The organism is Arthrobacter sp. MA-N2 (genome assembly GCF_000517125.1).
In the GTDB taxonomy this organism is placed as follows: Bacteria; Actinomycetota; Actinomycetes; order Actinomycetales; family Micrococcaceae; genus Arthrobacter; species Arthrobacter methylotrophus.
This window is the reverse complement of sequence record NZ_KI912155.1, coordinates 2,052,502-2,072,046: the sequence shown is the minus strand read 5'-3', so window position 1 is coordinate 2,072,046 and position 19,545 is coordinate 2,052,502. Positions and strand designations below refer to the sequence as shown.

At 63.0% G+C, this 19,545-nt stretch carries 17 protein-coding genes; 7 read left to right on the top strand and 10 right to left on the bottom strand.

What is annotated here, in order from left to right; all coding sequences use genetic code 11:
* Nucleotides 1-33 precede the first annotated feature (33 nt).
* From A3M3_RS0110380 to A3M3_RS0110365, 4 genes are all read right to left on the bottom strand, one after another.
* Nucleotides 34-1,104: an alkene reductase gene (locus A3M3_RS0110380; protein WP_028266268.1), complete on the bottom strand. Its 1,071-nt coding sequence runs from the start codon at nt 1,102-1,104 to the stop codon at nt 34-36.
* A 169-nt stretch (nt 1,105-1,273) separates the two neighbouring features.
* Nucleotides 1,274-2,092: a hypothetical protein gene (locus A3M3_RS0110375; RefSeq protein ID WP_231497229.1), complete on the bottom strand. Its 819-nt coding sequence runs from the start codon at nt 2,090-2,092 to the stop codon at nt 1,274-1,276.
* A 125-nt stretch (nt 2,093-2,217) separates the two neighbouring features.
* A complete protein-coding gene (locus A3M3_RS0110370; protein WP_028266266.1) occupies nt 2,218-2,850 on the bottom strand; it encodes a DUF6318 family protein in 633 nt (210 codons plus the stop codon).
* Nucleotides 2,851-3,080: 230 nt separating this feature from the next.
* Nucleotides 3,081-4,832 carry a purine-cytosine permease family protein gene (locus A3M3_RS0110365; protein WP_028266265.1) on the bottom strand — a complete coding sequence of 584 codons (1,752 nt, stop codon included), beginning with the start codon at nt 4,830-4,832 and terminating at the stop codon, nt 3,081-3,083.
* 218 nt (nt 4,833-5,050) lie between these two features.
* Here A3M3_RS0110365 and bioB point away from each other — a divergent pair, with 218 nt between their 5' ends.
* The 6 genes from bioB to A3M3_RS0110340 are packed head-to-tail and all read left to right on the top strand — an operon-like array spanning nt 5,051 to nt 10,574.
* Nucleotides 5,051-6,079 (top strand): biotin synthase BioB, encoded by a 1,029-nt coding sequence (gene bioB / locus A3M3_RS0110360; protein ID WP_028266264.1) that lies wholly within the window; start codon nt 5,051-5,053, stop codon nt 6,077-6,079.
* The gene (bsaP, locus tag A3M3_RS29515; RefSeq protein ID WP_081736767.1) at nt 6,076-6,327 is read left to right on the top strand and encodes a biotin synthase auxiliary protein BsaP; all 252 of its coding nucleotides are present in this window, start codon (nt 6,076-6,078) and stop codon (nt 6,325-6,327) included. The genes bioB and bsaP overlap by 4 nt, the downstream gene beginning before the upstream one ends.
* Nucleotides 6,324-7,634 carry an adenosylmethionine--8-amino-7-oxononanoate transaminase gene (locus A3M3_RS0110355; RefSeq protein ID WP_231497228.1) on the top strand — a complete coding sequence of 437 codons (1,311 nt, stop codon included), beginning with the start codon at nt 6,324-6,326 and terminating at the stop codon, nt 7,632-7,634. The genes bsaP and A3M3_RS0110355 overlap by 4 nt, the downstream gene beginning before the upstream one ends.
* Before the next feature lie 8 nt (nt 7,635-7,642).
* Nucleotides 7,643-8,809, top strand: a complete 1,167-nt coding sequence (locus tag A3M3_RS0110350) for an 8-amino-7-oxononanoate synthase (protein ID WP_028266262.1) — start codon at nt 7,643-7,645, stop codon at nt 8,807-8,809.
* Nucleotides 8,806-9,486: a dethiobiotin synthase gene (gene bioD / locus A3M3_RS0110345; protein WP_028266261.1), complete on the top strand. Its 681-nt coding sequence runs from the start codon at nt 8,806-8,808 to the stop codon at nt 9,484-9,486. Before A3M3_RS0110350 ends, bioD begins: the two co-directional genes overlap by 4 nt.
* Nucleotides 9,483-10,574, top strand: a complete 1,092-nt coding sequence (locus A3M3_RS0110340) for a cytochrome P450 (protein ID WP_028266260.1) — start codon at nt 9,483-9,485, stop codon at nt 10,572-10,574. Before bioD ends, A3M3_RS0110340 begins: the two co-directional genes overlap by 4 nt.
* Before the next feature lie 243 nt (nt 10,575-10,817).
* On the opposite strand, the gene A3M3_RS24645 is transcribed toward A3M3_RS0110340, so the two are convergent.
* A complete protein-coding gene (locus A3M3_RS24645; RefSeq protein ID WP_231497226.1) occupies nt 10,818-12,224 on the bottom strand; it encodes a glycosyltransferase family 2 protein in 1,407 nt (468 codons plus the stop codon).
* 235 nt (nt 12,225-12,459) lie between these two features.
* Here A3M3_RS24645 and A3M3_RS27425 point away from each other — a divergent pair, with 235 nt between their 5' ends.
* Entirely contained in the window at nt 12,460-12,927 is a 468-nt protein-coding gene (locus tag A3M3_RS27425; protein WP_081736766.1) for a very short patch repair endonuclease, read from the top strand.
* Here A3M3_RS27425 and A3M3_RS0110325 read toward each other — a convergent pair.
* The 5 genes from A3M3_RS0110325 to A3M3_RS0110300 form a co-directional block, all read right to left on the bottom strand.
* Nucleotides 12,869-13,102, bottom strand: a complete 234-nt coding sequence (locus A3M3_RS0110325; RefSeq protein WP_028266259.1) for a PLDc N-terminal domain-containing protein — start codon at nt 13,100-13,102, stop codon at nt 12,869-12,871. The genes A3M3_RS27425 and A3M3_RS0110325 overlap by 59 nt on opposite strands.
* Before the next feature lie 62 nt (nt 13,103-13,164).
* Nucleotides 13,165-14,355: a 5-methylcytosine restriction system specificity protein McrC gene (locus A3M3_RS0110320; protein ID WP_028266258.1), complete on the bottom strand. Its 1,191-nt coding sequence runs from the start codon at nt 14,353-14,355 to the stop codon at nt 13,165-13,167.
* A gap of 91 nt (nt 14,356-14,446) precedes the next feature.
* The gene (locus tag A3M3_RS0110315; RefSeq protein ID WP_028266257.1) at nt 14,447-16,678 is read right to left on the bottom strand and encodes an McrB family protein; all 2,232 of its coding nucleotides are present in this window, start codon (nt 16,676-16,678) and stop codon (nt 14,447-14,449) included.
* Between the two features lie 57 nt (nt 16,679-16,735).
* A complete protein-coding gene (locus A3M3_RS0110310; protein WP_231497225.1) occupies nt 16,736-18,667 on the bottom strand; it encodes a DUF5107 domain-containing protein in 1,932 nt (643 codons plus the stop codon).
* 385 nt (nt 18,668-19,052) lie between these two features.
* Complete coding sequence (locus A3M3_RS0110300) at nt 19,053-19,469, bottom strand: acyl-CoA thioesterase (RefSeq protein ID WP_028266254.1); 417 nt, start codon at nt 19,467-19,469, stop codon at nt 19,053-19,055.
* Nucleotides 19,470-19,545 lie beyond the last annotated feature (76 nt).

The window sequence follows — 19,545 nt, the reverse complement described above, 5'->3', positions numbered from 1 at the left end:
TCCCCAGGTGCCGCCGTCGCCGTTTCAGGGGTTCTAGTTGGTGTAGAACGGGTAGTCGGTGTACCCCTCGGCGCCGTCAGCGTAGAAAGTGGAGGGATCAGGCTCGTTGAGCGGGAGGCTCTCACGCCACCTCCGGGCAAGGTCCGGGTTGGCGATGGCGGCGCGGCCAACCACCACGGCATCGGCGAGTCCCTCGGCCACGAGTGCCACGGCTTCGTCCCTGGTGGTGACCACGCCGAAGCCGGTGTTGACGAGGAACGTGCCGTTGAAGCGCTCGCGCAGGCCTTGGACAAGCTCACCCTTGGGATCATGGTGGAGGATGCTCAGGTAGGCGAGGTTGAGCGAGGCGATGGTGTCCACCAGAACTTCATAGGTGGAGCGAACATCGGCGGGGTTGGTCTCCGCGATTCCCTGGACAGAATGCTCCGGCGAAATACGGATACCTACCCGGTTGGCCCCCAAGGCTTCAACCACTGCGTTGACGGTCTCGATCACGAAACGGGCCCGGTTTTCCGGGGAACCGCCGTAGCTGTCCGTGCGGACGTTGGAATTAGGTGCCAGGAACTCGTGCAACAGATATCCATTGGCCGAGTGCAGTTCAACGCCATCGAACCCTGCTTCGATGGCGTTCCGGGACGCCGTGACGATGTCCTGGATCACGGCAGGAAGTTCATCGGCGCTCAGTTCGCGCGGCACCGGGTATGGTTTCTTGCCATTCGGCGTGCGGACTTCGCCGTCGATGGCGATTGCGCTGGGTGCCACGATCTCATGACCCCCGGTGATGTCCGGATGGGAAACGCGTCCCCCGTGCATGACCTGGGCGAAAATACGGCCACCCTCGGCATGGACAGCGTCGGTCACCTTCTTCCAGCCTGCGATCTGTTCGTCGGTAACCAGGCCGGGCTGCCCGACGTATGACTGGCCGGCCGGCGTCGGGTAGGTGCCCTCGCTGACAATCAGTCCCAGGGAAGCCCGCTGCCCGTAGTGTTCCGCGACCAGCGAGCTGGGAATTCCTTCAGCTCCCGAACGGAGGCGGGTCAACGGCGCCATGACCAAACGATTAGGAAGTTCAAGTTCGCCGAGAGTCAGTGGGGAAAACAACATGGGCAATGCCTTTCAAAGCGGGAACAGGTCCACTTGCGGTAACTGCCACGCGCTTGCAACTATTCCTCTTGAGACGCGGATCTCACGACGACGGCGGCACTCGCCTCCCGCGGAGGGGCCCGACGCCGCCGTCGAATGCTGCGTGTCTTGCCGCAGACCTCCGCCGAAACTAGGGGCCGCCCGGGCAACCCTCGCCCCGCGGATTCACGATGCAGTTGTCGGCATAGTTTCGCGTGATCGACCGCCAGACGCTCACTTTCTGCGACGGCGAGGCAAACTGTCCCGTGCCAGGAATCGGCAAGTTCGGACCACCGTTCACGGAGTAGGTACCGCGGAAGGTGGTAGTCACGGATAACGGAAAGTCACCTGTCTTCTGGTAGACATGGCTGGTTCTCGTCTTTTGGCCCCATTCCTCCTGTGAAAGTGGGCCGCCAGCAACAGGCGTCGGTCCGAGGCTGTTGCCATCGCCGTAGGTGTATGTGTATTCCACCGGAGTTGCCTCTATATGGACCTGTTGACCAAGGATCGTCACGGCGAATTGCTGCTCAACGGCGTCAGCATAAATGTTGGTTTCAGCGCCTAGGAGTGTGTGGGGGCTTGGCTGGGCCGTCAGGTCCGCTGGCTTGATCGGGAGGGCGCGAAAGTCGTTGGCGATTCTCGCGGCGATTCTCGGCAGAAGATGTTCTGGCTTTTGCTCGTACAAGCATGACGGACCATTGTTGCCCGACTTCCAGTCAGTCCACGAAGGAGTCGAAATCGACTTCGGGGAGACCTTCCAAATGACCGGAGTTCCGCTACTCCCGCCAGACTCACGGGGCGGACATTGAACCTGCCCTGGAAGGCACTTCTTGTCGAAGGCATCACCGGCAACCTGGCATTGGAGATCTGCTTTATATTGGTTCGGATCGTCGCCGACATGGTTTGGAGGGGCTGGGACAATTTCGCCGGACTGAGGGTCCCGGATCCAATTCTCAGAACCGACGCTCACACCGCTTTTCCTGAATCCAATGGTGATCGGCGGCTCTGTGCGCTCGGCATTCGCCGAGGCTGCGGAACCAACCCACGACAAGAAGACTAATGAGCCTATCAATAGGTCACGTACAGTTCGCATCGCTATCGAATCAATCCGAGATCTGTGACCATCCAACCATCCGAATTGAATGTGGCCACTAGTTGGCTACCACTATTGGAAGCTTCAGTAGCTTCTTGGTAGAGCGTTCCATCCGCCTTGTGGATCTCGATTTGCTGCTGGATTACCTGCACAGTTGCCTGCCGAGATTCTGGTCCGGTTCCGGGCTTTCCAGCCACCACGGGTGTTTCGATACGTCCGCCAACGATCCACTTTCCGTCTGCCCAGGACTGACCAATCGATTCTTGAAGGCCATCACAAAAGACGCAGTTAGCACCCGTGGACCGCTTGATGGCAGCAGTATCCCCAGTCTCATAGGCATACGAAAGCGCCTGGAACCAGTACCTCGCAAACGCCTCCACGCCCTCCTTGCTGTTCGCCTTCGCGGCCTCCGGCAGCACCGGAAGGGGCACATTCTCCGCTTTCCCCTTAGCGTCCGCGGGTTTGTAGGTACCGGTCGGGGTCGGAGAGGGCGTAGCCGTGGCACTGGCTGAAGCAGAAACTGTCGGTGACGCAGACTGCGGCTGGGTACTGTTCCCGCACGCAGTCAGCGTCAACGCCGTTGCAAGGCTGCCAATGATGAAAGAGCGAACAAAAAACGGGGTGCGTGGAGTCATGGTTTTCTATCCCCAAATAGTTTTCAAGACTAAACGTTTCCCAAAATGGTAGCTCACTTCCCTATCTTGGCGTGAAAGTTATCCACAGGCTCCGGTTCGCTACCCCGCATCGTTTCAACAGCGAGGCACGGCACAACAAGCACAACAAAACAACCAAAGGCCTCGACGACGGGACCGCGGCCAGGCCGCCCACCCGCCGTCGAGGCCTACGGGACCTGTCGAACTCCCGCCTACCTTTGAGCTGGCAGGACCAACTCCCCTGACTTATCCGTAGACAAAGCGAGCGAAGAGATGAACTGCGGCTCGCCGTCCGGCCCGTCCTGGGCAGAGCGGACCATGTCCGGACGCTCGAACTCCAGGCCCGTCACGTGGCACAAAAGCTTGGCGTCGCTCGGGTTGCCGTCGGCGTCGAACATGGGCAGATCGATACCGTCGTGGCCACGGCGCAGGTAATACTTTCCGCGAGTCAGGAGAGCCAGCACCGGCGGCAGCACGAGAGCCAGTCCGACGGCGAAAATCGGCGAGTATGGCTGGACAGCCGAACCGAAGGCACCGAAGAACACGGCAATCGACACAGTGGCCGAAGCCAGCATCGAGATGAAGCCCACCGGGTTCACGGCGTAAAGCATGCCGCGGCGGAACTCGGGAACCTTCGGCGAAACCTTGAGCAAGTATTTGTTGATGGCAATATCGGACGCAACGGTAACCACCCACGCCATGGCGCAATTCGCATAGAAACCAAGAATGGTGTTCAGGAACTCGAACATATTCGCTTCCATCAGCACTAGCGCAATCACGAGGTTCACCACCACGAACACCATGCGGCCCGGATAGCTCTTGGTCATACGCGTGAAGCTGTTTGTCCACGCGAGCGAACCGGAGTAGGCGTTGGTCACGTTGATCTTGATTTGCGAAATGACAACGAGCACCACAGCCAAGGTCATCGCCAGCCAGGGCGGCATCATTTCCTGGTACACGCCAAGGAATTGGTGCACCGGCTCGTTGGCATGCGCGGAGGCGGCTGGATCCAGCGTCGCGATCAGATAGATGGCAATGAACATGCCCACGATCTGCTTGATCGCGCCGAAGATCACCCAGCCCGGACCGGCCAGGATCACGGCACGCCACCAGGCACCGCGGTTCTCGGCGGTCTTGGGCGGCATGAATCGCAAGTAATCGATCTGTTCCGCGATCTGCGCCATGAGCGACAGGCAGACACCCGCGGCCAGCATCACGGAGGCCAGGTTGGTGCCTTCAGCGCCGGACTTGCCCGTGAACGCGAAGAATTTCCCGATGCTGTCCGGATGCGAAATCACCAAATACCCCACGGGAACCACCATGAGCAGGAGCCACAACGGGGTGGTCCACACCTGCAGCTTGGACAGGGCCTTCATCCCGTAAATCACCAGAGGAATGACAATAAGCGTAGACGCCGCATAACCGAGCCACTGCGGAATCCCCAGCCCAAGTTCCAGCCCTTGCGCCATGATGGAACCCTCGAGCGCGAAGAAGATGAACGTGAACGTCGCGAAAATAACGTTGGTGACTACCGAGCCGTAATAGCCGAATCCGGACCCTCGTGTGATGAGGTCAAGATCAATGTTGTACCGGGCAGCGTAGTAAGCCAAAGGAAATCCTGTGGCGAAAATGACCACCGCGGCCACCACAATTCCGAGAATAGCATTCACTGTGCCATAAGAAATTCCGATATTCGCTCCAATAGAGAAATCAGCCAAATAGGCAATTCCGCCGAGCGCACTCGTCGCCACCACGCCCGCACCCCACCTGCGGTAGGACCGTGGCGCGAACCGGAGGGTGTAGTCCTCCAGGCTCTCCTTCGCGGCGCTCATCGCATCGGCATTGCCCGCCGTGCGGCTCCCGGCAGCTATCGCCTCGGAAGGTTCGACGACGGCGACCCGCACCGGGGAGCCACCCGCCGTCGGTGGTTCAAGCACTTGTGTTGTCTTCGAATCGTCAGTCATCCCCGCAACTTTCCCCGTCTGGACATCGCCTTTGACGCTATCGGCGGCATGAAACCACGAGGTCACCACGATGTTTCTACGCTGTAATTTATCCAGCGAGTCGGCCGCCAAGATTGCTGCTCCGGGTTTGTGGACGTCCAACAAAATCACGAGACCACGCGCCCATTACCGTCATGAAGGAAACGCACTAATCCTGCAAATAGCGGCCGAGGAGCACCATGATCACCCAGCCAAACCCATCGCACACCTCCAGCTATCCGATTCTGGAGACAGCCCGGGAGCAAGTATTCAGGAACGGCCAAGGCCTGGACGAATCCCAGTTACTTGAGATTCTGGAGCTCCCGGACGAGGCCATCCCCGAAGCGCTCCAGCTCGCTCACGAAGTCCGCCTGGCACACTGCGGCGAGGACGTGGAAGTGGAGGGCATCATTTCCATCAAGACCGGAGGGTGCCCGGAAGACTGCCACTTCTGCAGCCAGTCTGGCCTCTTCGACAGCCCGGTCCGCGGCGTCTGGCTCGACATTCCCGAGCTCGTCAAGGCCGCCAAGGAAACCGCGGCCACGGGGGCCACGGAGTTCTGCATCGTCGCAGCCGTCCGCGGCCCGGACATCAAGCTCATGAACCAGATCAAGTTCGCGATCGACCGCATCAACCAAGAAGTGGACATCAATATCGCCTGTTCGTTGGGCATGCTCACCCAGCGCCAAGTGGACCAGCTCGCGGAATGGGGCGTCCACCGCTACAACCACAACCTGGAAACCGCGCGAAGCTACTTCCCCGAAGTCGTCACCACCCACAGCTACGAGGAACGTCTGGACACCTGCAACATGGTCAAGGCCGCCGGCATGGAACTGTGCTGCGGCGCCTTGATCGGAATGGGCGAAACCACCGCCCAACGCGCCGAGCTCGCCAGCCAACTCGCAGCCCTCGAACCCCACGAAGTCCCGCTCAACTTCCTCAACCCGCGGCCCGGTACACCCCTCGAAAACCAAGGAATCATGGACGGCAAGGACGCCCTCCGCGCGATCGCAGCGTTCCGTCTAGCCATGCCCCGGACCGTCCTGCGCTACGCCGGTGGCCGGGAACTGACCCTGGGCGACCTCGGCACCCGCGAAGGGCTCATGGGCGGGATCAACGCGGTGATTGTCGGCAACTATCTCACCACTTTGGGCCGTCCGGCCGACGCCGATCTCAAGCTCCTCGTGGAGCTGAACATGCCCATCAAGGAACTCCAGAAATCGCTATGAACTCCGAAGCCACAGCGAACTTCTGCGGCCACTGCGGCGCGCCGGCACCGCAAAGCGCGCCCGCACCACAAAGCGAGCCCGCACCGCAAAGCGAGCGCCCGACGTCGGACGCTCACCAAGACTGCCAGCGTCGCCTCGCGATGGAACCGCCTCGCTATTGCGCTGTGTGCCGTCGCCGCATGAAGGTCCAGGTCACGCCACTGGGCTGGACCGCTGAATGTTCGCGCCACGGACGGCTCGTGCCATGAACCTCATCCAACGAGACCGGGCAAGCCTCTGGCATCCGTACGCTCCCGCGTCGGGGACGCTGCCGTTGTGGGAAGTCGAAGATGCCGACGGCGTGACGCTGCGGCTCCGCGACGAAGCCGGCCGAAGCCATGAGGTTCTCGACGCCATGTCCTCCTGGTGGTCTGTCATCCACGGGTATCGGAATCCGATCCTGGATGCCGCGGCGAAGCGCCAATTGGGCAGGTTCAGCCATGTGATGTTCGGCGGCCTCACCCACGAGCCTGCTGTCGAACTAGCGGAAAGGCTCGTGGCGCTTGCCCCTTCCGCCGCTGACCGTCCACGGTTGGAGCGAGTTTTCCTGGCGGATTCGGGCTCGGTGTCCGTGGAGGTGGCCCTCAAGCTCGCGGTGCAATTCCAGACTGCTTCGGGCTTCCCCCATAGACAACGCTTCCTCAGCGTCCGCGGCGGCTACCACGGGGATACCTTCGCGGCGATGGGTGTCTGCGACCCTGTGGACGGCATGCATTCAGCCTTCCCCGGACTCCTCGCTGCCAATGTGTTTGCCGCGCGACCACCAGCGGCGGGCTCGCCACCCGAGGAGATCGCGCAGTGGCAGTCACACGTCGAGGACCTTGCTGCGGAACGCACCAATGAACTTGCCGCGATCATCGTGGAGCCCGTGCTTCAGGGCGCGGGCGGCATGTTCATCTACGCCGCCGAATGCCTGCACATTCTTCGCGACATCGCCGACCGGCACGGGACCCTCCTGATTCTCGACGAGATCGCCACCGGTTTCGGGCGTACCGGCGAACTGTTCGCCGTCCAGCATGCCGGCGTCGTTCCAGATATCATGTGCGTCGGCAAGGCACTAACCGGCGGTTACCTCACGCTGGCGGCAATGCTGTGCACGGGCGCGGTCGCGGCACGGGTTTCGAGCGGCGACGCGGGCGCCTTGCTGCACGGGCCCACGTTCATGGGCAATCCCCTAGCTTGTTCCGTCGCCAACGCGAGCCTGGGGATCCTCGACGGCGGCGCGTGGCGTACGGACGTGGCACGGATCGGCTCGGGCCTGGCGGCCCGTCTCGAGTCTGCCCTGGCCCTCGACGCCGTCAACGAGGTCCGTACGATCGGCGCCGTGGGCGTCATCGAGTTGGGCACGGAAGTGGACGTCGCCGCCGTGACGCGCGCCGCCGTCGGGCATGGAGTGTGGGTGCGCCCGTTCCGGAATCTCGTCTACGCGATGCCGCCCTATGTCAGCACCATCGAAGAGATCCGGCGGATGGCCGACGGCATGGTGGCTGCCGTGGCCGAGGTGCACGGCCCATGAGCCGATCCATGAACGCGTGGCTGGAAAAGCAGGCCGCGGTCCGCGAGCGCCGGGGACTCGTCCGCACGCCCACGACCCGAAAGGCAGCAGACACCTCGGTGGACTTGGCGAGCAACGATTACCTGGGCCTCGCGACGGACCCGAGGTTGGCCGAGGCTGCCCGGGAGGCGATCGGCCGTTGGGGAACCGGCGCTATGTCCTCGCGGCTGGTTGCCGGTACCACGGCACTGCACCTGGAGCTCGAAGCCGGACTCGCGAACCTCACAGGGATGGAAGCCGCGCTGGTCTTCTCTTCCGGGTATCTGGCCAATCTTGGCGTCACGACGGCGCTCGGCGGTCCCGGAACCCTCATTGTGGCCGACGAACATTCTCACGCTTCCCTCGTTGACGGTTTCCGGTTGAGCCGTTCGAGGGTGGAAACGGTCCTGCACAACGGCCTTGCCGCAATCGAACAGCTCCTGCGTCACCGCACGGAACCGAGGGCCTTCGTCGCCGTCGAGTCCATCTACAGCGTCTTCGGCGACGCCGCCCCGCTACCCCAGTTGCTGGCCTTGGCAGAAGAATACGACGCAGTGCTCCTCGTGGACGAAGCCCACAGCCTCGGGGTTGCGGGTCACGGCGCATTTCAAGGCCACGGTTCGGTGGCCGGAACAGATCTTTCCGGCCACCCCAACGTCGTACTGACGGCAACGCTTTCCAAGTCGCTGGGCAGCCAGGGTGGCGTGGTTTTGGGCAGCGCGCTGCTCCGCGAACACCTCATCAACAGGGCGCGCAGCTTCATCTTCGACACCGGGCTTGCCCCGTCGTCGGCAGCGGCAGCCTTGGCCGCCGTCGAAATCATTCGCGCGGAACCCTGGCGTGCTGTGGCAGTCCACCGGAACGCAGCCAGCCTCACGGCGGGACTTGCGCCGGCGCTCCTGGGGCCGGGGACCGTCGTCGCGCACGTCGGGAAACCGGCCGGTGCCGTGCAGTCCATTCCCATGCCGTCTGCCGCTGCTGCCCTCGCGGCAAGCCAGGCAGCACACCGGGCGGGAGTCCGCGTCGGCTGCTTCCGGCCGCCATCAGTGCCCGACGGCGTCTCGCGCCTCCGGCTGACGGCGCGGGCCACCCTGACGGCCCACGACATCGACCACGCGTGCGCAACGTTGCGCCGCATCTTGGAGGAAACTCAGTGAAACTAACTCACATAGTGCTGGTCACCGGAACGGACACCGGCGTCGGCAAGACCGTCACGACGGCGGCACTCGCGTCCGCGCTGCAGGCGAAGGGCCGGTCGGTGGCCGTGTACAAGCCGTGCCAGAGCGGCGATGCGGCAGGCGACTCCGACTGCACCGAAATCACCCGCTTGGCCGGACCGCTCACGGCCGAGGCCGGCGTCGTGCTTCAAGAACCCCTCGCTCCGGTGCCCGCGGCCGCGCTGGACGGGGTCACGTTGCCGCCGCTGGCGGCACACGCTGCACGCGTCCGCGAACTTGCCAGCACCCACAACCACGTTCTGGTGGAGGGCGCGGGTGGACTTCTCGTGGAGTTGGACGCCGACGGCGGCACGCTGGCGGATCTGGGCAGGCACCTTGGACGGGATGCGAGCTTTGTGGTGGTTGCCCGTCCCGCGTTGGGAACCCTGAACCACACCGCACTGACGCTCGAAGCCTTGGAACGCAGGGATCTGGCCATCCAGGGAGTGGTGCTGGGTTCATGGCCGGATGAACCCGGCTCGCTGGAACACGGCAACCGGGCGAGCCTTGGCGCGTTGCGGCCCCTCCTTGGAGTGATCCCCGAGCACGCAGCGGACCTTCCCCCGGTGACTTTCCGTGAAGCGAGCACACACTGGTTGAGCGGAGTCTCCGCATGAACAACACCCGGACATGTCCCTACATGGTGATGAGGGAGCCCGCGGTGGTGCGAGAGGTCCTGCAGCGGCCTGAAGACTTCAGCCCGGCGAACGCCCTCATCGCGGTGACACCGCTGTCCGGACCGTCCTTGCGGGTCCTGCAGCGTGCCCGCTTCGCCCTGCCGCCGGTGCTGGCCAGCAACCACAGCGATTCCCATGCCGGCATCCGGAAGGTGGTGGCGGGGTTCTTCACGCCGGCAACGGTGGGCGCTTTTGAGCCGCGTATACGCGGAATTGCACGGGATGCCGCGCTTGCTGCGGTCAAAATTCTGGAGACGGCCGGGCAGGTGGATCTTGTGCAGGCCGTGGCAGCATACCCACCGGCAATCGTGATGCTGGAACTTCTGGGTTTGCCCGTTCGCGATCTTGCGGAGTTGAAGGCCTGGAGCCTGGACTCGCTGGAACTCTTTTGGGGCTGGCCGGACGCCGGGCGGCAACTGGAACTGGCCCGCAGCGCGGCGGACTTCTACGGCTGGCTGCGGGAACTCGTCCTCGAAGCGGTTGCGTCGCCTGAGCGGAACCTCTTCAGCTCCTTGGCCAAACACGGGCTTAGCACTCCCGAGATCTGTTCCCTGGGGTACTTCCTGTTGATCGCCGGTCAGGAAACCACCACGCAATTGATCAGCACCGCGTTGTTCAGGCTTGCCGAGGGATCCACAGGATTTGCTTGGCGGGACGCCGCCTCCGGCCCCACATCCCGGGACCTCATCCGGCACATCCTGGCCACAGAATCTTCCGTTCCCACCTGGCGTAGGATTGCTGCCCATGACACCGTGCTCGACGGGAACCAGATACCCGCCGGGGCCGAGATCCTGCTGGAACTCACGGGAAACCACGAGTCATCGGGCCAAGGTCCAACGGCCTACGGACTGGCCTTCGGCTCAGGCATCCACCGCTGCCTCGGTGCGAAGCTCGCGGAACTGGAGGCCGCCGTCGTTGTGCAGGAAACCGTAGCGGGGCTGCAAGGCATCCGTTTGGCAGACACGAAACCCAAGTGGCTCCGCCTGCTGTCCTTCCAAGCTCCACGCACGGTCAGCGTCGAGCTCTAAGGAAGTCGGTGGCTGGGTTGACTGCCGGGGCGTCCGGGTGGATGCTGCGGGTCTCCGTTCGCTTGTTCCGGGTGTGAATCCAATCGCCGGGGTGCACTTTCGGCAAGATTTTAGCGATCGCCAACGCTGCATACATCAAGGTATTGATCGCAACAAAGGTCGCCAAAACCGCAAACCAATCGGAGTGCAAGATTTCCTCGGGAAGGAGGATACCGGTAGGAAGAGAAGCGGAATTAGCCATGTTTAAGCCTTCGGGGATTCGCCGGGCTGTGCACGGCTAAGGTGTTTCCATTTGGCCTGCCGGCCGAGGGAGATGTCGATGATTCCCTTGACGTACACGACGTTGAGAAACATATCGAAAAACAATTCTGGAAAAAGGGTAGCCGCCAAGATCCTGGCCCGCCAGCCGCCTTTCCATGCCGTGACAACTCGCTCTGTCGAGAAGACAATCCCGATTCCCAGCCAGAACGGAAACCAAACCCAGTTATCCAGCGACAGCACCATCAAGACAATGAGCAGAAGGTAGGCGCTGAGGGCGATGACTCCGTAGCCAATGCCGAACTGCTGCGCCCAGTAGCGAAGTGTCTGGGGCGTGGCGCCGTACGCGCCAAGGTTTTCGAGGGCTCCCCGTTGCCAACGGAGTCTTTGTGCCCACAAGGTGCGGAAGTTCGGCATCAGCTCGGTGACCACGGTGCACTGCATGGGTGAAATCATGAGTCCGCCGAGGGACTTCAAAGCAATCGTCAGCTCATTGTCTTCGGTGAGCGATGCTGTGTCGTAGACGTCTCCGTGAATTCCCGGGATCGATTCACCACGGCTCTGGGCAACTGTGCGCAGGGCCCGGGGACGGAAGATTGAGGCCGTACCTGTCAGCACGAAGACGCGGCCACGCCTGCGTCCGATTTCACGCGAGTACCGTATGTATTCGTTGCGTTGGAATTGGCCGATAATTCCGTAGCCTTCCTCGCCATAGAAAAGACCCCCCACGGCCATCAGGGCCCTGTCATTGCTCAGCCGCGCCACTGCGACTTCCAGGAATCCGTCGTCAAGGCTGGTATCGGCGTCCATGACCATGACGACGTCGTTATCCCCTTGGCCTGGCAGCAGCCACTTCAGCGCCTGGTTGAGGGCGCCGGCCTTCTTCTTCGTGTTGCCCACGGATTCAAAGACCTCAACCCCGGCCTCACGGGCAAGGGCGACAGTTGCATCCGTACAGTTGTCGGCAACAACGATCACGCGTTCCGGGCGGTGCGACTGGGACAAAAGCGAAGCGATCGTCGCCGGCAGCGAAACTTCTTCGTTGTGCGCAGGGATCAGGACGGTCACCGTCACCGGGCCGGCATACACTCCGCGGGTTTCCGCCATGACAATTTTTGGAGCCAACGGTGTCTGGGGATTCGCGGAGCGACGCGATCTGTTGGCAATGCGCCGCTCTAGCAAGGCCACGGCAACGGAAAGCAGAAGCGCGAAGGCGATGGCCGCGAAAATCACGCGGGGCTGCGGTGCCTCGGTGTCGTAGAGCACGCTCCAGACGCCAAGGACGATGCCCTCGGCCCGCGACGGCACCGCTGAGTTTCCCGTTGAGGCAATAGCGAACCACAAGAGGGCAGCAGCAGTGCCGACGGTTACCGCGATAACAATGCCGACCATTCGCTGAAACAGCCCTCGCCCCATGGGTCGAAATGCTAACAGCCATCCGTCGCGGGTAGAACCTTACGTTTCTTCTTCAAGCAATAAGTTGACATCGCGGCCTCGGCCTCCGCAACGCTCCTGCACTTTTAACCCTTATTCGCGCAACGCTCCTGCACCTGATGTGATTGAGCGTCGGCGGAAAGACCCACAAAAGTGAGCGAGCGTCACGGGGTGCGCTGCGTAGACTGGGGACATGGGCGAGAGCCACGATCTTCTGACGCCTGAGCAACGCAGCCGGAATATGTCCAAGATCCGGGGGAAGAACACGAAGCCCGAGCTCTTGGTCCGTCGGCTCCTGCACGCCAAGGGGTACCGGTACCGGCTCCATGGCAGGACCACGGGCGGGAAGTTGCCCGGCAGCCCGGACCTCGTTTTCGCTGGCCGCCGCAAAGTGATTTTTGTGAACGGTTGTTTTTGGCATTTCCACGACTGCAAGGCCGGACAGCACGCGCCAACGGCCAATGCGGACTTCTGGGAAGCCAAACGAACCCGCACCCGGGAGCGCGACGCCGCGCAGCGGGATCTGCTGAGAGCCTCAGGTTGGGAGGTTCTCACCGTGTGGGAATGCGAGCTGCGGGACCGTTCGGCTTTGGCGGATCAGCTTATGCAGTTCCTCGACGGCGGCCGAACAGGAAGTAGCTCAGCGGCCCAAAGAAGTTGATGAAGCTTGCAGCCCGCCACAGGGCCTTGCTTCCCCTGATCTGGGCCTCCGGGGTCTTCGAGATGCTACGCTGTGCCGCCACAAGCAACGCCATTTGTCCCGCCCCCACGATCATGACGCCTGCGCGTTGCCCAGGGGTCATGTCCTTCCAGGATTTCTTCTTCTTGCCGCTCATAGTGCCTCCATCTGCAAAAGACTGCCCCCTCAGGCTAACCCAGCTGCCGCCCCGAAGGAACATCACAGAAGCGCCTGTCGCACGACTTCTCCCCAGGACTGCCGGGCCAGGTCCGTGACGGCGGCAAGAATCTCCGCCGGTGGCTGCGACAAATCCAAGGGATACTCCACAATATCGATGTCCGTATTGAGGATCCTCCGCAGTTTCATCTCTCCCTTGCCCGCGTAGACCAGCCACGCCGTGGGCACTTGAAGCGCAGTGCAGTAGGCCAGGAGCTGGTAGTGGTCAGCGTTCAGCGATGCCCCGGAATCCGTGGCTGCCTTGTATTTCGAGTCGTACACCACCACGGGCCTGCCTCCCAGGAAATGCACGGCGTCCGGGCGCACCGTGAGGCGGTCCGAATCCCGCACGGCTTCGTTGAGGGTGGCGCCATATTGGAGCCGCATTTCCCCGGGATGCGCCCGCATGGACTGACGTAAAGCCACACCCACGAACTCCTCAAACACAAGGGACATGTCCACAACAAACGAGGCGGTCTGCTGTTTGCCCTCGCCCGCTTCGGCGGAGGCGTTCCGCAGAATGAGCTCGGCCAAGCGGAGCACGGGGTGGTAGCGGAGATTCATGCGGTTGGCCTGCCACCGCGGGAGGGGCGCCCCGGACTGCAGCCGCGTGACGGCGTCGAGCTTTCCCTTGAGCTGCCGCAAGCGGCTGAGCACGTTCTGCCGCACTCCAGGGACCTTGCCCATCCGTTCAAGCGCGGCACGCAGGATGCGGTTTTCGGCAATGTCCTCGGTGAATTCGTCATACGAGACTTCCAGCGGCACCAGCATCCCGGGGCGGCGCGAGATCTGGTCCGAGATCCGGATACGGCCCTTGACCGTCCGGAGAGACTCGTCCACGGTGAGGTACCCCTGCAGCGGGCCGCGGCTGAGGGCCCGCTCGGCCAGCTGGGCGAGGGATTCCGCGAGAGCACTCCACAAGTCCCTGTGCTCCACGGCGGCCACCGATTCCTCGCGGAAGCCTTGGTCCCCGGCGTAGCTGAGCAAGAAGAGCAGACGGCTCAAGCCCAGGCGGTCCTTCGGCCGTACCTCGAACTGGACGGTCGGCGTCCGCACGGACCCGATCTTGCCCACGGGCTCGATCCGGTAGATGCCCATGCCCATGGTCGAAGCCTTCGCGAGCCCGCTGGAGTTAATCAGCGCGGCGGTATCCGGGTCAAGCTTGTCCACGATGCCGCAGGAGAGTTCGTCCATCACGATGTGCCGGACGGCCGGGACCTTCGTGGAGGCTCGGACCGCCGGCTTTCCGATGCCCGGGGCCCGGACCGGCCGCGGCGGAGCAGTCTTAGCGGGCCGCAAGTCGACCCAACAACTGGTCCAGACCGAAGCGCTCCTCCAACTGGGCCCGGTTCAATTGACCGTGGTAGTGCTCCTCCAAGAGCGGCATGAGCTCATATTTCCAGATTCGGCGCAACCCGGCCGGGTTCCGGGCCGCGTTCTTCATGAAGTAAGAGGGGCCGATCATCAGGTCGCGGTCCCAATCGTCAATGGAGTCGTTCAGGGCGTCAAGCAAGTCCGCGTTGAGGGTGTCCAGGCCGCGTGCCGTGAGGAACCGCCGGAGCGAACCGCGGATCGGTTCCACCTTCGGATGCAATTCCACGAACGCGAAGCGACGGCGGATGGCCGCGTCCATCATGGCGATGGAACGATCAGCCGTGTTCATGGTGCCGATGATGTAGAGGTTGTCCGGCAGGCTGAACGGCTCGTTGGGGCTGTACTGGAGGTAGATGCGGTCGTCGCGGTATTCGAGCAGGAAGTACAGCTCACCGAAGACCTTGGCCAGATTGGCCCGGTTCATCTCGTCGATGATGAGGAAGTATGGTTTGTTGGAATTCCCGGGCTTCGCGGCTTCTTCAGCGAGGCGCCGCAGCGGTCCGGCCACGAGCTTGAAGGAAACCTGGCCGTCGTCGGTCTTGTCCGGCCGGTACCCCTCGAAGAAGTCCTCGTACGCGTAGGAGGGGTGGAACTGCACCAACTTCACCCGCTCATCGGTGCTGTCCCCTGCGAGCTCGGCAGCCAAATGCTTGGCGAGGTAGGTTTTGCCCGTGCCCGGAGGGCCGTAGAGCACCAGTTGACGGTTCTCCTCCAAGAGCTCGGCAATCTCCTTGAGCGGCTCGAGTTCCATGTGGAGGGACGCTGCGAACTCTTCAGTGAGGGGGCGGAACCCTTCAATCACGGGCTCGACGACGGCGTCCGGGGCGGCGGCGTCCTCGCCATCGGATTCGGCTTCGGCGGGAAGGAGTGACTGCAGCGACTGAATGACCCGGGTGACGTCGACGACGATCCCCGAGGTGGAGAGCTGGCGCTGGACGTGCCGGGGAGCTTCGGCAATCGGGTGCGTCTCGTCGAACCAGCGCACTTTGCGGCGGAGCCGGCGGTTGTCCTCGTTGTGTTCGGGTTCGCCCAGGACAACCCCGATCCGGATGGCTCCTGAGTTCTGGAACAGCGCGAGGTCGCCAGGCTTCATCACGGTCAGGAACGCGAAAACGGCGGTTTTGGTGTCTTCCCGCTCCACGTAGCCCAGATGCTTGTAGTCCTCGTCCACGGCATGCTGCACCACACCTGCTGTCACACCGGGGGTGAGTTCGCGGAGGTGTTCGACGTCGAGCGTTGCCTTTTCCTCGTCCCGCCACGCGGCGAGCAGCTCGGCGGAGTCCTGATGGGTGCGCAGCAGCCAGGCACGTCGGCCGGGATCTCCCACTTTGCGCCACTGGCTGACGAGCTGGCGATCGTACCAATCGATGCGCTGGCCGGCCTGTTCATCCAAGTGCAGCCGGATGCGGTGGACGTCCGCGGTGATGTCTGTTTCGCTTTCGCCGTGGGCACCGCCAACGAGCGAGGCGAAGGCGTCCCGAATTTCGCGCCGCTCGACGTCCGCCACCACAGGCTCGAAGTAGCTGGGCCACGCCAAGTATTCGATGCTCCGCCGTATGGCTGGCTGGTCCTCGGGTGTGGCCGCCGCGAGTTCGTGGAATTTCAGCGGGTCCTTGAGGGCTTTGTTGATGCTCGCGTTGGACTGACCATCCACGTGCGCCACGAAGCGGCAGAGCCACGTGAGATGGTCCCAGATGGTCCAGTTGAACTCCGCGGTGCGGTCACGGATGACGCCGTGATCGGTCATGCCCTGGTACAGCTCCTGGGGCAGCTCGAGCTCCGGATCGAGCCAGGACGCGGCCTCGGCAACGCGGGCGCGCTTGACCTTGAGCGACTTGACCTCATGCGCCAGCGGCAGGGACTGCAGGAAAAGGAGTTCGACGGCGAGCAACTTGGCCTCGCGGGATGCCCCTTCCAGGTTTCGGCGAAGATTGGTCATCATGGGCACCTTGGAGTCTCCGACGCCGCGTTCGAGCCGTTCCAAGAGTTCGGCGGCGGCGTCCACGGTCCAAGTGCGGGTAGCGGCGTCGAGCGCCGAAGCCTTGCCTTGCAGCCCCGGGCCCAACACAAACCACGCCGCATCTTCGATCTCCTTGGAGATACCGGGTGCACGGGTCAGTGGGGTTTTGGTGGAGGGAGTCACCCTGCCAACTTACATGGTTTGGCTGGATGCCTGCATCCGGAAAGTTGGCGCCCCCGTTCAGTGCATGGCAAAGCGGTACCCGGCAGGCACCGGCTCATCGGGGCATACTTGCTGCCACAAGGCGGCGATTCCGTCTTCACCTTCACGGATGTCCGGCATCTCGACGCCCGCCCGCAAAATCGCTGCCGCCTCCGGACTCCTGCCGACCCCCGCGAGCGCGAGCGCCGTCAGGAAGCGGACGCGTCCGACGTCGGACATTCCGGCAGGTGCCTCGCTTGCCAAGGCGAGTGCTTGGGCGGGGTTTCCGTGTCCGATGCTGAGGTTCATGGCTTCGCTGAGCAAGGGGAGGTTGGAGGGCTCCAGCCGGCTCGCCGCGGCAAGTTCAGCCAAACCTTCGTCAGTCTTGTCGGTGGCAAGCAGCGCAAGGGCCCTGCCCCGGTGGGCGAGGACCTTGGAACGTGGCGAGAGGGCGTCGGCACCCAGGGCCGCGCCGTATCCGGCGATCGCACCGCCGAGGTCCTGGCGGGCGTGCTTCATCGTGGCCAGATGGAACCGGGCTTCCGCTCCCCCATCGTTTGCCAGCAGTTCTTCCCAATCGGCTCCAGCCACGAAGCTCCCGGCGCCTGTGAAGGTCCCGCCTTCCAACAGGCAATGCCACGGGCCTGTTTCCTCGACAGCTCCCAGCTTTACGTCATTGGCGAAAGGGGTGCCGATTTCGTCCACCCAGGCTTTTCCTGAGTGCCGGCGTCGGGCGCTCTCCAAAGCACCCCAGGCGCTACCGCGCACCAACATCTCGTCCGGCGGCAGCGCGAAGTTCCGCGTGGCTTCGGCCAGCGCGTCTTCCAACTCCGCGTCAGGCACAAGGTCTTCGAGCCGGGCGCCGGCATGTGCCACCGCCGCATCCCAATTCCGGCTGTGGGAGGTTGCGGGATCGAGCCTGGCATTTCCGTAGGCCTCCACCCAAGACCATTCGGCCCGGGCGGGCATGGCCAGATGCTCGAACTGGGTTTGCGCCAACCCTGCCTGGATTTCGGCGTAGGGGCCCGCCCCGGGGCTGAGCCATTCCTGCCAGCGCTTTCCGCCGTCGCTCTGGCCCCAGACGAACAGCTTCTTCCCCCGCAGGAGGCTTGTGGAGAGCATGGCGAGGCCGTCGCCGTCGTGGTCTACCGCGGCGATCCAATGCCGGTGCCCCGGCTGGATATCGAAAAAGAAATCCGCTGCGTGCGGGCTGTTGACCAGCCATGTGGCATCCGTGCCCTGGTGTTCCGTGGGCCGGACACGGGAGATATCCGTGGTGTAGTCGCTTCCGAAAGCCTCGGTCGCGGGGGCTATCACGCGGGTTTCGGGCGTTTCCGGAACGGCGGCATTGCTCCACCAGTACATCGGGACATCGTGGTCATGGGGGTTCCTGATCCGGACCGCGGTGAGGAGCACGTCCGAGTCCTCCGGAAGCCACATGTCCACTTGGAAGACCACCCCGCGGAGGCGCTCAAACTCCCACATCCTCAGGACCTCGTGCCCCTCCGGCGTCTTGACGATGGCGGTATGCATCGGATCGCACGTTGTGGGCGAGTGCCCGCGGGTGCCGATGTTCCATTCGAGGCCGCCGGCGAACCAGACCTTTCGCAGCGCGATATTGGCGAACTGCATGGTCCCGTGGGTGTGGAGGAGATGCTTTCCCGACGCCTTGTCGAAGAGCTCCCACAGCCGGCCACCCAGGGTGGGAAGCACAACGGCACGCAGTTTGCTGTTCTCCAGCACCACCGCGGGCACTTCGCGGGCTGTCAGCTCCCGCGAGTACCCGTCCTGCATCAGGTACGGGAACATGTTCGGCACTTGCCCGTAGCGGGCCGCGGCCTGCAGCTCTTCGGGGACATCGTCGCCGATTCTGTATGGCTGGTCCAATTCCGCGATGACCGCCGGCAACGGGTTGCGGGAGCCCAACTCCGCCATGTTCAGGGTGATAGTGGAGAAGCTCAGGATTTGCATCTTTATGACTCCTAGATGGCATTTTCAATCGTGATGTTTCATCTACCTTAACCCAAGGCGCTGCCGTGTAAAGGGTTATTGCGAATCGCAATCCGAGTCTTTCAGTGGCGATCGCCCTTTACACGGCGCTGGGAGGCCTACTTGTGGATGGGCTTGGTCAAGGCCAGGCCGATAGTCTGGCCGGGCAAGAGCTCACCGGACGGTGGGTCGGCGAATTCGTACCAGACCGAGGCGGTCCCTTCGCACCCGTGATCGGAACCGGAGCGGGGATGAGGCGAAGCTTCGTAGGGGACGTCACTAGCGACCCCTACGAAGCCCGTTGAATTCGGCAAGAGTGGGTCCCCGGCCACCGAAGGTTTTCCCAGGTCAGCCGAGCGGGCGCGCCCTAGGCGCGATAGGGCTCCAGCTGCTGTTTTTGCTCCGGAGTGAGCCTGCGAACCCTACCCGTGGACTCATCCACAAAGGCTAAATGCGTGCTGGCTTTGACGCAGTCCTGGTCCGTCACCGGATCTTTGATGAGGTAATGGAGGTCAAAGCTGGCCCCTTTCAGGGCGCCGACCCAGATCTCAACAACTGCCGGAATGTTCCGGTATTCCAAGGTGCGGATGTACCGGACCCTGTGCTCCACCACAAGGGTCATGACCCCATCTTCGACATCGTTGAAGATCGAAACCGGTGGTTCCGCCCCGGGCAATCCGGCACCACGGGGCGGACCGAAGGCCGCGATACGGGCCTCCTCGAGCATGCGCACGATCTGGACATTGTTGATGTGCCCGTAGGCGTCCATGTCTCCCCAACGCATGGGCACGAGCACCTTAATGCGCTGGCCCGGGGCTGGCTCCCGCGTTTGCGTAGCGCCCGGCTCCTGGGTCGTCGCT